Raw genomic sequence first — 12175 nt, 5'->3', positions numbered from 1 at the left:
CTTTTCTAATTCTGATTTTTCTTCTTTTGAAACAAACGAATCAAGTTCTCCGTTTCGCCATGACCGAACTTGATCATAAGACCATTTTTGGTCCTGTATTTTTTCTTTTATGGCTTTTAATTCTTCTATATTATCCTTCGAGTATCTGCGATGCCCTCCCTGACTTCGCTCCGTTTGTATGTTAAATTCGTTTGACCATACCTTTAACAAATCAGGTTTGATCCCTAAAAGATCAGCAACAATTTTCGGTGTATGCATTTCCGATTTTAGTTCCAATTTTTATTCCTCCCCAAAAAACGGAATACGTTTTTTACTTAAAAAACACGATTAAATCAACATTCCAATCAAAATCGGAATGTACTAGCAACCGATATGAAAACCGATTTTAAAAACGATTTAATTTCCGAAATACATTCCGATTTTAACACCGATATGTATTACTTCTCGATAATAACATCAAAATCTTTTTTATTTAATATAAGATTTTATTCAAAAAAAGAATAGCGAGGATCCTACCGATCCCCACTATATCAACCATCTATAAAATCCCGTATACGAGATAACCAGACAAAAAAAGAAGAATCCTTGTAGGTACAAGGATTCTATCGAATTATTTGCTACCGATAATGAGACGTTATGTTAACCTCCTATGTATAAGATATACAAAGGAAAATCTAAGTAAAGCATCGAAGAAAATCACGAAAAGAGGGATACCAATGGAAAAATATTTTGAGGAAGCACATCGTTTTTGTTCTCGTAATAGAAAACTTTTAGAAAAGGATATTATATGTGGTTGTTTCCACTGCTTAAAAGTATTTAATCCTAAAGAAATAACAGATTGGTGGGAAAAGGAAGAAGATACAGCAGAATGTCCTCATTGTGGAATTGATTCGGTTATAGGAGAAAGTTCTGGGTTTCCCATCACAAAAAAATTTCTAGTAGAGATGAATAAGAGATATTTTTAAAGATTTATTGACTACCGACTTCGAAAATTATGTAAATAAGCTATCCATATGGATAGCTTATTGTATGTTTTTGCTTAGCATGTTTTTTTCCGAAATGCTGGTGGTACCCCTATAAGTACACTTGCAAGTATATTTATAGATGTACTTATAAGTGAATTATTTGTATTCCTGTCTATATAATTTAAACGAATAAATAGCTCCAATGAAGAATACAAAAGCTTCAAATAATATAAAGATTTGACGGAAATTCTCAATATCCTTACCAACTAGAGAAATAAATATAGCATTCATTAGAATTTGAGTAGTAAACATACGAGAAGTAATTTTTAAATAAATAGGATTTGTTCTTTCATATGGTTTACCAATTTTTTTGTAAATAATAATAAGTGCAATTACTGAACCCAAAAATAGAAGTGCTGTAAGTCCTACAACGATATTAAAATTGGCTGTACTTTCTAACATCCATTTATTTAATAGATCAATCATTATTATCTTCCTTTCCTACATAAGAGAATATTTCGTTCTTCTTTTTCACTATAATAAAAAAAGAAAAAGGAAAACATCGAACTTTCTTACAAACATTTGTGTATTCTTACAGTTTTGTCATTTTATAAATTTATTCATCATCTTGCTTTTCCCTATTTTCTTTGGAAAACATAGTGAATTACGAGAAAGAACGCTACAAGATCAACTTTCGAGAACAATAATTATGTAAACACAAAAGTCCTCCAGTTAAACAAACCGGAGGACTTTTAATAGTTTTCTAAGTTATCTTCCAAATACACTCAATCCTAAATAAATCAAACTATAACTAATTAAAGCACTTGCAAGCATCAAACCTATTTTTAATAATTTGTCTTTTATATTCGGCTTTACTTCACTTACAGGTTTTCCCTCTATAAAATCAACTATTTGACGATAAGTTTTTAAATTATGCTCTTTTTTTATGTTTTCAACTTTCAGTGATGAAAACATAAGCAAAATCGTAAGTACAAAAGGTATTATAAGACCATAATAACCAAAAAAGTAAAATACAGGTGCAATAGAAATAGGAAGTATAATCATTGATGCTAACATGATGTAACTCGACTTAAAGAAAGTTGATTTTTGAAGTTCTTCTTTCATGATCTTTACATCTCCTTTAACTAAATCATCAAGGGAGACATTAAAAAGAATACTCATCATTAGTAAATTATGAATATCTGGATAGTTCCTTTCATTTTCCCAGTTAGAAATAGATTGTCTGGAAACATGAATTTTTTCTGCTAACTTCTCTTGGGACATATTATCCCGTTTACGAAAATATTGTATTTGTCTACCAATGTTCATCTATACATCTCCCTTAAGTTTGAGATTAATTTAAAGGCTAACTAAAGACTACCAAATTTCTTTATAATAACGTGATTCTAAGGTGTAAAAATCTTTTATCATGCTATTCCCACCTGGTTTTTGCCCTTTTCTGGGGTCCCGTCCTACACTTTTTATTCCACGGTTCACTTGACCACGAGCCTCTACACCCTCAAACTCCCAAAGACAACCCCAGCGGGCAAAAACCGCCCTTCTGGGGCCACCTCTGGTGAGTTTGCATGAGGGTGCCCCTCATGGTCAAGTGACTTTCGCGGCATAAACGTTACGGACTCAGTGATCAACCCTTCTCTAGTTATTCCCCCATGTACTCCTATTACAAAATCTCTCGTATCTAAATTAATATATTGTATAATATAGTTAAATAAGATTCTATGTGGTATCAAATAGAATCAAGTACATATTCTCCCCTTAGGGGAGCCCGATTTGTCCGCCATAACGGCGTTAAATCGGGAAGATCAAGAGCATTTCACAGATCGTCCCGCCGTCTTAAATCCGGCGAAACTCAAGCAGGGCAAAATACGCCTGCCTTGGCATGATAAAAGCTGACGCTTTTCCATGCCAAGGCCAGACTCATTCATTTTTGATTCTCGCTACGCTCGAACCAAAAACAAGCTCGGCAAGCCGAGTGAATGGTCTTCAGGCGTATTTTGCCCTGCGGGACTTCCTGGCCAGAACGCTTCGCATCTGTCCAGATTCTTTTTCTAGATCAGCTTCCGCTTCTTAGAAAAAGACAAATAAAATTGCCTTCCGGCATTTTTATTTGTTAGATCAAAATGTCATGCTTCGCATCACATTTTGTATTCTCCAATCTATAGCTTTCGCTATTAGATTGGTTCATTCAAATTCAGCTTCCGCTTTTTTGAATGAAATTAAAATAAACATTTGTTTAATAATGTTTATTTAAAAACGAATCATGTGTAAATGTAGACATGTGGACATTTACGCACAATTCATAACAAAGATACATAGCTTCGCTATGTCTTCCCAAATAATTTAATGCATAAATATAGCAAAGACAGGAGGCATCCCTATGGCCGCGCCACGAAAACATATAAGAATTCTAAAAACAAAAGAGATCGAAGGCATGGATATGCTTTGGAAAACTGGAACAGCTACCAGAGAACAAATGGAAAGAGAATATAACATCAAAGGAGATCGCCTAAAAAAACTTTGTCATAGCGGATATTTAGAAGAACACACAGGAAAAATTGTTTTAGGAGAAAAGGGAATAGAAAAATTTAAGAAAGAGGGAAAAGAATATCAATATAAAACCGGTATAAATAACTCTAAACACGATATTCGTCTCTCTGAAAAATACATCTCTTTACCGAAAGAAATAAGAGAAACATGGAAAACAGAAAAACAATTGCATTCAGAGGCCCAGAAAGACCCCAGATACGATGATTTTAAAAAAAGAATAGTAGAGTCCCATCCGCAAGGGAAATTCCAACCAACGCCCGATGGAGCCGTCTATAGTGAAACGCATAACGGTTACATTGCCATAGAAGTGACAACACGTAACTATAAGGAGATTGATATTCAACAAAAACAAGAATTTGCGAAGACATTTTTATCCGGATATGAACAACTATAGGAGGAGAAAACATGGCAATACAACCAACATTTATCGTTCCACCTACTTTTTATACAGTACATGAAATTATGAATAATACGAATGCACCCTACATCTTAAACTTACATGACATTCAGGAAGATCCACATAAGAAAAAATTAAGTGATGAATTACATTTATTCATCATGAAACATTATCATAATCTATTTACATTTATGCTTCATCATCAGCCCTACATGTTAAAATCACAATTCTTAGACCTGTTTGGCTATCAAAAAGGAAAAAAGAATAAGTCTAGAACACTTGGTTACGCCAAATTAAAAGAGTTAGAAGATAAACTGTTAATTGGTTCTAAATCCTTTTATGGTGCGGAATATATTTATTTATCTTATCGAGCTTACTATTATTTTGGCCAAGAAAAAAAGGTGCTACCAATTGCACCTGGAGAAAATGTACTCTTCCGCCATTTTACTCGTATGGAAGACTATCTAGAATTAAATATACAATATACAGACCCAACATTATTAATCGCATTACTTTGCTCTCACGAGCATTATTATCTGTTACATACAGAACCCTTTTTCCCAATTCAACCAATACAAGAAAAAGATACACGTTACTTTGGAGAATACTTCCCAAACAACAAAATACCTAAAAATCTTGATATGGAATTTGTAACAGACTTTCTCATAAAGACAAAACAAAAAAATAGAGGATTATGGTTAATCAATGAAGAGACACCTGAAACTCAACTTCATGTACTCATTACATTTATCGATGAACTCTTTAAAATCCTTACTACACGTTGTTCTCTTAAATTACTTGTTAATGATCAAAAAGAATCTTTACAAATCGTAGCAAATATTATACCCATACCAGGAACATCTTATATCACAATGAATAACCTAATCTCTGATATCTATCATATTGAATTTTTATTAAAGATTTGTTTCCCAACAGTCATAACAAGTTTTACTTTTATTGTAATGAACCAAGATCATGAACGTGAATTAAACAATGTTATTAGTAGAATTACTAAAATTAGAGAAAATAAAAAGAATTTACAACCATGGCAATCTATGATTGATCCAAAAAAAATCAAAATCCGGAATACAAATCTATTTAGACGTTTAAATTTCAACGATACCTATGAATCTCAGCGAGAGAAACCACTTCCACAGTAACTACTTACTTATCGTAAGTAGTTTTTTGATCTTTCTCTTACTTTTGAGGTAGAGGCTGGCCGGGGTGTGGGGAGACCCCACGTATTACGTATCTAAAAATAGAGTAAGAACTAATTATAGAACGTTAGATCAAGCGGTTTGGCTCGTACAATGAATAGCTCAAGCCGATATGCTTAGATCCCACTTTTGAGTTTATCGGCTTGGCGATGAAAGCAAACGAGCCAAAAAAAGTTCCGCAAGGATGTTAGAAAAAAGAAAAGTCTTCGACTTTAGCCGAGGATTGACGAGGCGACTTTTTTCTAACAAAGGTGGAGATTTTTAAGCGGGTTTGCTTAAAAATACTACCTGTTCCTTGCGGAACTTTTAGCTATTTCTATATAGAGTAAGAAGGGACAAGCATACTAAAGTAGAAAATACCCAGTAACATCAAGGGTTTCAGGATTTTTCGTACTTACCAAAAACGGTAAGTAAACTTACCGTTTTTGGTAAGTACGAAATTAATAAAAAAAGTCTACTAATTAAAGTAGACTTAAAATAATTTAATAGGTAAATTTTTAAGTTGTTTTGGAACTTTTCTAAACATTGCTTTAAGTGTTGGATTAACTTCATCTCTATTCCCTGAAAACATGATATGAGGATTTATAAATAATGCATATGCTCTAACATTATTATCATCAATACCACTCTCTGAACGAGCTATAATCCCTTTATCAATTAACTTTCTAACTAATGGACTAACCTTAGTTTCATGTCTTCCAATTTTTTTAGCTAATTCTCGCTGAGTTAATGGAATTTGTTCTTTTGAATTAATATCACTAACTAAACAATTACTCAAAAAGCCTACACACATTGAAATATCTAATAAAAATACTTTTTCAGCATTTGTTAAATAATCAATTTCAAATAAGTATTGAATATTTTGTTGGATGATTTGAACAAACTTTGCTTTATTTTTTATTTTCCGTTCAGGAACTAATTTCATACCCCTTGAACTGGCTTTTGCTTGAAGCTCATTTGCTAAGTACATTTCTTCTTCTGATAAAATTTTTGAATTCTCGATATCTCTCAATCTAGCATTTTTTTCAGCTTGTTCTAAATTAACGAACTTTTTCATAAAATATTCTCCTTGATATTAATTACAATAATATTAATTTTATATTTGTTAAAGATAAAAAAATATTCTTATAATCATAAAATGTTAAAGATATTAGATATTCCTTACGGAATTTTTAACTTTATATAGAGAGTGAGATAGAGAAAATAAAAAAAGTCAGTAATATCAAGGGATTAAGATGCATAGAGTGTACCCAAAAAGGAACACCTGTGTACCCAAAAAGGAACACCTAAAAAATGGAAAAACACAATAAAAAAAAGAAAGCAATATAAAATTACTCTCTTTTAAAATATATTTTATTTAAAATAAATATATTGGTAGTTTATGTTTTTTACCATCTTCAGTTAAAAAATTTCTAAGTGCTTTTTTAAAAATTCTTTGAGTTGCCTTATCTACTCCATCTTTTGGAGAACAACACATAATATTAGGATTAACAAACCAAGTACGACTTGTACAAATGCGACCATCTTCTGTTGTTGTACCAGTTTCCGCAACAGCTAATAATCCCTTTTTCATTAAACCATTCATTAATTGAGAAACCTTTCCTCTTGTTCTATTCAATTTCTTAGCTAAATAAGTAGGCGTTGCACTATCAGAATCAAATTCATTCTCTTTATTAGCCCTTTCAACTAAAATATTCGTTTTGAACTCTACGTAAGGTATAAGATCCATTAAAAAAGCCTTTTCAGCTGTTGTTAAATATTCAATTTCACTTAGATAATTATAATTATCCATAATAATCTGCACAAACTTCACCCTATCAGTAGGTTTCTTTTTCTTTCCAATAAAGTAATTATCTCCAGTTGTATTATGTAATATTTGTAATAACACCTGCTGTTGATCAACAGATAATCCAATATTAGCCTGTTCTAAAAAGCTTTCAATCTGATTCTCTCTAGACATTGCTTTCTTTTCGGCCTCTTCAAAATTAATAATTTTACTCATGTTCTCCCCCTACTCCCAAGAACAGGAAAAGCAAATACATTTAATTCACATTCACAAATGTAATAAATAATGATAAAATGTATATAGACAATATATTTCCTGACCAGGAACTTTTAAACTAGAGAAACCTTGTTGGCGCAAGGTTTCTCTTTTTTTATTTTAACACACTTTCGACAATAAATTTTAAACTTATTCAATATAACAAGACAGCATTAACCGAACTACCTTTTATAATTAATTACATTTTTACATAAAAATGTAATATTTCTATCTTTTTAAGGTTCTTTCGTTTCTTCCCTAATGTAAACTTTTGAATATTAGTTTACATTCGAATCCCTTTAAATATTGACTTCTCATCAAATTCCCTGGTATCCTCAATTCACACGACAAAAGTATACATTCAAAACACTGTAAATAAAGAGGTCGAAAATTCATGGACAAAAAACCACATCTCATTGATGTCCAACCCATCCGTAGTAAAGAACAGATCGAAGATATGAAATGGGCTCTTAAACGTCATTGTTCCGAACGAGACTATATTCTCTTTCTTATTGGCATTCATACCGGACTACGCGTAAGTGATTTACTCCAATTAGAAACACAAACCATAGTAAAACTAAAACGGAAAAAGAGAAAAGAATTTAAGATCAAAGAAGGCAAAACCAAGAAAGAACGCATGATTAATCTTACTTCTATCTTTGATGAAGTCTATTCGTATGCTCAAACTCTAGATAATACCTGGTTATTTCCTTCCCGAAAAGGAGACAAACCCATTAGTAAGATCCAGGCTTATCGACAATTGCAAAAAGCCGGAGATTTTGCTGGTATAGAGTCCATTGGGACTCACACCATGCGTAAAACCTTCGGCTATTGGTTCTATAAACAAACAAAAGATGTAGCCATGTTACAAGAAATCCTAAATCACAGTACACCACAAATCACTTTAAAATATATTTGCATCAATAAAGAAGAAAAAGATAACATACTTGATACATTTTATATTTAAACTATCAATTTTAGTAAAAAATAAAGGGGTCAATCTTTTAAATAAAAAAGATTGACCCCTTTTAAATATTAATTAGAAATAAAATCGAATTTCTTTAATATAAATTTCCAAATTCGTTCTTCTCCGATTATTACAGAAGCCCTACCTACCATTCCTGTATGCAACTCATGTGAATCCTGTATATCGATTGTTGCTTCTAATTCATAAACATACCCTTTAGAATCCTTATCAAAAATAGGATGCGCTGATAAATAAGTTACTATTCCTGTTTGTTTATCAGATTTCTTTAGTTTAAACGAATATTGTACTTTATCCCCTTTTTTAATGCCTTTTATATCTTGAGCTGGCAATAAAATCCTAATCTTTTTCTCAGTATCTTTAGGAATAATTGAAACTATCTCTTGACCAGAATCAACTAGATCCCCTTTTTGTATAGCAGAGGGGAATTGTACAACCCCATCCCTTTGTGCCCTTATACTTGTCATTTCATTTTGATTATGTAATACATCCAACTCTTGCTTTTTTATAAAGATTTCTTGCTCTAAAGGTTCAATTCGCTGATTAACTAAAACAATAGTACTTTCTTTATATTGATTTAAAGCATTTTTCTTTTCCTCTTGCTTCCCTTCTTTAGCAATATCAACCTTTTTTCCTTCATTTTGTAAAATCTCTTTTCTTAATTGAATTCGTTTTTCAATACCATTTCGTTGAGAATCTAAAGATTCTATCTTATCATTCAAAGATTGTTTATAATCATCTAACACAGTCTCTTTTTGTTTTTTAACGGAATTTATTTCTTTTTGTATATTTTCTTTATCTATAATTAAACCTTGTAATACTTCATCTTGCTCAACCATGACTTTATTGTTATCTATAACTTTTATCTCATTATCTTTTTCATTTTGTAAAGATTCATAAGTTTGTTCATATGATTTATATTCTTCTATAATTTTTTTATCTGTATCATCAACAAAGAATGGCTTATGAACTTGAATACTCTGTTTTAATTGTTCTAACATTCCTTTTTTCTTTTCTAAATGTTTAATAATTTGGTCCAATTGACTCTGTTTATCCATTAATTCCTGATTCTTTAATTGAATCAAAATATCCCCTTTTTTCACCTCATCACCTGATCTAACAGCAACAGTATCCACAATTCCCCCAATTTGCGTTCTGGATACGCTTATATCAGATTTACCTTGTATCATTGCAGTACCTTTACTCACAATATCTATTTTTCCTATATATGCCCAAATCATAAAAACTAATAAACTCATAAATAAAAAACATAACAATCCCATAATAAAACGAGGTGGCTTTCTTTCTAACAGTTCTACACTATCCGTTAATTGATCAAAAGAATAAATCTTATTCATATTGACCACCTCTCATTACATAAGATTTTTCTTCTATATCTCCTACAAGAATCGTTTGATTCTTCCAAAGACGATAATATTCATTTTTCATAAATAATAATTCTTCGTGAGAACCTTGTTCTATAATAGTTCCATTTTTCATTACAAAAATTTTATTTGCATGCTGAATGGTACTTAATCTATGCGCAATCATAATTACTGTTATTCCTAGTAAACCTAATTCTTTTAGCATATCTGTAATTAATTTTTCTGTTGTAGAATCTAAATTACTAGTCGCTTCATCTAAAATTAAAATATCTGGTTTCTTTAACAATGCCCTTACGATAGCTAATCTTTGTCTTTGTCCTCCAGATAAATTTGAAGCATTTTCTTCTAAAATCGTCTCATAACGTAATGGTAATTCACTAATAAAATCATGAGCACAAACTTGCTTACATACTTGAATAACTTCTTCTAATGAAACTAAACGATTCAATCCAAATATCAAGTTTTCATAAATAGATCCACTAAAGAAAAAGGATTCTTGTGAAACATATGCAATACGATCCCTCAATGCTACTCTATTTATCTCTTTAATTTGATAATCATCATAATATATATCACCTTGATTAAGATCATAATAATTCATTAACAATTTGGAAATAGTAGTTTTTCCAGAACCACTTTCCCCAACAAACCCAACTTGACTACCTGGATCAATAGAAAAACTTATATTATTTAATACATTCTTACGTGTCCCATAACGAAATGTAGCATCCACACATTCAATGCTTCCAGATAACTTTTTAGGAGAAACTTTATTATATTCTTTTTCATTTTGTTCTAAATCTAAATCAAAGATTTCATTTAAACGTTCTCCCGCAATTAATGCAGATTGCATTGTAGGCTGAATTCCTATTAAATTTTCAATTGGATTCAAAAAATAAACCAAAAGCGCATTATAAGAAATTAATTCCCCAATTGTCATATTTCCTTTTAACACTTCCATTGCACCAACCCATAAAATAATTGTCCCACCAATTAATTCAAGCCCCATCTTAATAGAACTTTGTAAATTAGCTAACATTCCACTTTTAAAAACATATCTCAAAAGATTAACAAAACGACTTTCTGTTTGAAAAAAGACCTCTTTTTCAGCATTATATGATTTTACAGTTGCAATACCATTTAAAGATTCCACCAAATAAGATGTTAATTTAGCATTACTCTCCATCTCTTTACGATTAATCTTTTGATAAGGTTTATGAAACCCCCAAATAATACCTATATAAAAAGGAATTAATAACAATGTAACCCCAAATAAAATCGAACTATGCACATATAACAATACCGCTCCTAACATTACCATAACTGTATCAATCATTAATGTAACAGTTATCGTTGATAATGCATCTCGTATTTTGCCAGCATCCATAAACCGCGAAATAATCTCTCCAACTTTTCTTGTTTCAAAAAAATGCAGCGGCAATCCAACTACATGACGATAGTATCCAAGCATTAACTGAATATCTATACGTCTACTCAAATATAAAATCAAATGCGTTCTAAAATAAGAGAGCAAAATTTTAAAAATATACAAAACGATAATTCCGATAGACACAATATGAAGTGTCTGTATTAATTGATTTACAACTATATCATCAATTAACAATTTAAAATAAAATGCCCCAGCAAAACCAAACACATTAAAAAATATGGAAGCAATAAAAATTGGAAATAACAAATTAGTCTGCAGCTTCAATAAAGACAAAAAACGAGAAAAGCCCCCTTTAGATACTTCTGCCTTCTCAAAATTTTGTTTTGGACTCATCAAAATTAAAATCCCTGTCCAAACTTTTAAAAAGTCTTCCAATTTATATTTAACAGACCCACTATCAGGATCTGCAACATATACTCTATTATTCTTCACTTTATGAATTACTACATAATGTAGTAATTCACCATCTACTAATATATGAGCAATTGCAGGCAAAGGAATTTCATTTAAAAATGTAGGATCTGTTGATTTTACTCCTTTCACTTCAAAACCAAGTCTTTCTCCGGCTTCCAATATTCCTTGTACATTTGTACCATCTAAATCCGTCCCTGCAATTTGACGAATTTTAGCAATTGAAATAGAAAGTCCATAATATCTTGATATCATTGCAAGACATGCTGGTCCACAATCTTGTAAATCATGCTGTTGAATACATTTAAACTTTTTGAACAAATTCAATCCTTCTTTCACTATTTTATATCCATCTATAATTCATTATATAAAATAAAATAAATTTAAAGTCGAAATTGTAAAAAATTATAAATATGCAAAATTGCATATTCAGAATTACATATTTTGTATTAGAATAAACTTATGAAATGAATATTTCTAAATATTAGAATATTAAAAGGAGGTTTACAGCATGAATTTAAATAACACAAAATTTGCTGAACTTAATGAAAAAGAACTTCAGACAAATGGTGGATTCAGAGTTTTCATCCCAGTTATTACTGCAGCAAATCAATGTTTAAAAGATAGTTATTGTCGTGGAAGATTAGGCAACGATATGGCTAACGCTGGAAGAATTGAAGCAGGTCATTACGGCGGCCGACCATAAAATCTAATTATTAAATTATGATTTTATCTTTATTAATACCAAGTTCAATA

12 protein-coding genes are annotated in these 12175 nt (G+C 30.9%); 5 read left to right on the top strand and 7 right to left on the bottom strand.

What is annotated here, in order from left to right:
- The coding region (locus MR107_RS27190; RefSeq protein WP_242292951.1) for a MerR family transcriptional regulator at window positions 1-276 on the bottom strand (276 nt) is incomplete at its 3' end.
- Window positions 277-716: 440 nt separating this feature from the next.
- Here MR107_RS27190 and MR107_RS27185 point away from each other — a divergent pair.
- Window positions 717-965 carry a cytoplasmic protein gene (locus tag MR107_RS27185; RefSeq protein WP_221818466.1) on the top strand — a complete coding sequence of 83 codons (249 nt, stop codon included), beginning with the start codon at window positions 717-719 and terminating at the stop codon, window positions 963-965.
- A 156-nt stretch (window positions 966-1121) separates the two neighbouring features.
- On the opposite strand, the gene MR107_RS27180 is transcribed toward MR107_RS27185, so the two are convergent.
- Both MR107_RS27180 and MR107_RS27175 read right to left on the bottom strand, forming a co-directional pair.
- Window positions 1122-1451 carry a 6-aminohexanoate hydrolase gene (locus MR107_RS27180; RefSeq protein WP_242292950.1) on the bottom strand — a complete coding sequence of 110 codons (330 nt, stop codon included), beginning with the start codon at window positions 1449-1451 and terminating at the stop codon, window positions 1122-1124.
- A 282-nt stretch (window positions 1452-1733) separates the two neighbouring features.
- Window positions 1734-2294 (bottom strand): helix-turn-helix domain-containing protein, encoded by a 561-nt coding sequence (locus MR107_RS27175; RefSeq protein ID WP_242292949.1) that lies wholly within the window; start codon window positions 2292-2294, stop codon window positions 1734-1736.
- 1123 nt (window positions 2295-3417) lie between these two features.
- Between MR107_RS27175 and MR107_RS27170 the strand changes: the two genes are divergently transcribed.
- Window positions 3418-3927 (top strand): hypothetical protein, encoded by a 510-nt coding sequence (locus MR107_RS27170; protein WP_242292948.1) that lies wholly within the window; start codon window positions 3418-3420, stop codon window positions 3925-3927.
- Between the two features lie 11 nt (window positions 3928-3938).
- On the top strand, window positions 3939-5090 hold the full coding sequence (locus MR107_RS27165; protein WP_242292947.1) for a hypothetical protein: 1152 nt from the start codon (window positions 3939-3941) through the stop codon (window positions 5088-5090).
- Window positions 5091-5619: 529 nt separating this feature from the next.
- On the opposite strand, the gene MR107_RS27160 is transcribed toward MR107_RS27165, so the two are convergent.
- Window positions 5620-6204 carry a MarR family transcriptional regulator gene (locus MR107_RS27160; protein ID WP_242292946.1) on the bottom strand — a complete coding sequence of 195 codons (585 nt, stop codon included), beginning with the start codon at window positions 6202-6204 and terminating at the stop codon, window positions 5620-5622.
- A 300-nt stretch (window positions 6205-6504) separates the two neighbouring features.
- Window positions 6505-7149, bottom strand: a complete 645-nt coding sequence (locus MR107_RS27155; RefSeq protein ID WP_242292945.1) for a MarR family transcriptional regulator — start codon at window positions 7147-7149, stop codon at window positions 6505-6507.
- A 433-nt stretch (window positions 7150-7582) separates the two neighbouring features.
- Here MR107_RS27155 and MR107_RS27150 point away from each other — a divergent pair, with 433 nt between their 5' ends.
- The gene (locus MR107_RS27150; protein WP_242292944.1) at window positions 7583-8155 is read left to right on the top strand and encodes a tyrosine-type recombinase/integrase; all 573 of its coding nucleotides are present in this window, start codon (window positions 7583-7585) and stop codon (window positions 8153-8155) included.
- Window positions 8156-8223: 68 nt separating this feature from the next.
- Here MR107_RS27150 and MR107_RS27145 read toward each other — a convergent pair whose 3' ends face one another.
- Window positions 8224-9531 carry an HlyD family efflux transporter periplasmic adaptor subunit gene (locus MR107_RS27145; protein WP_242292943.1) on the bottom strand — a complete coding sequence of 436 codons (1308 nt, stop codon included), beginning with the start codon at window positions 9529-9531 and terminating at the stop codon, window positions 8224-8226.
- Complete coding sequence (locus tag MR107_RS27140) at window positions 9524-11740, bottom strand: peptidase domain-containing ABC transporter (RefSeq protein WP_242292942.1); 2217 nt, start codon at window positions 11738-11740, stop codon at window positions 9524-9526. The genes MR107_RS27145 and MR107_RS27140 overlap by 8 nt, the downstream gene beginning before the upstream one ends.
- Window positions 11741-11930: 190 nt before the next feature.
- Here MR107_RS27140 and MR107_RS27135 point away from each other — a divergent pair, with 190 nt between their 5' ends.
- Window positions 11931-12125 (top strand): hypothetical protein, encoded by a 195-nt coding sequence (locus tag MR107_RS27135; protein ID WP_242292941.1) that lies wholly within the window; start codon window positions 11931-11933, stop codon window positions 12123-12125.
- Window positions 12126-12175 lie beyond the last annotated feature (50 nt).

Source organism: Bacillus cereus group sp. BfR-BA-01441, from assembly GCF_022663075.1.
Lineage (GTDB): Bacteria > Bacillota > Bacilli > Bacillales > Bacillaceae_G > Bacillus_A > Bacillus_A cereus.
Note: the sequence above shows the minus strand (reverse complement) of the source record. Positions and strands in the feature narration are given on the sequence as shown.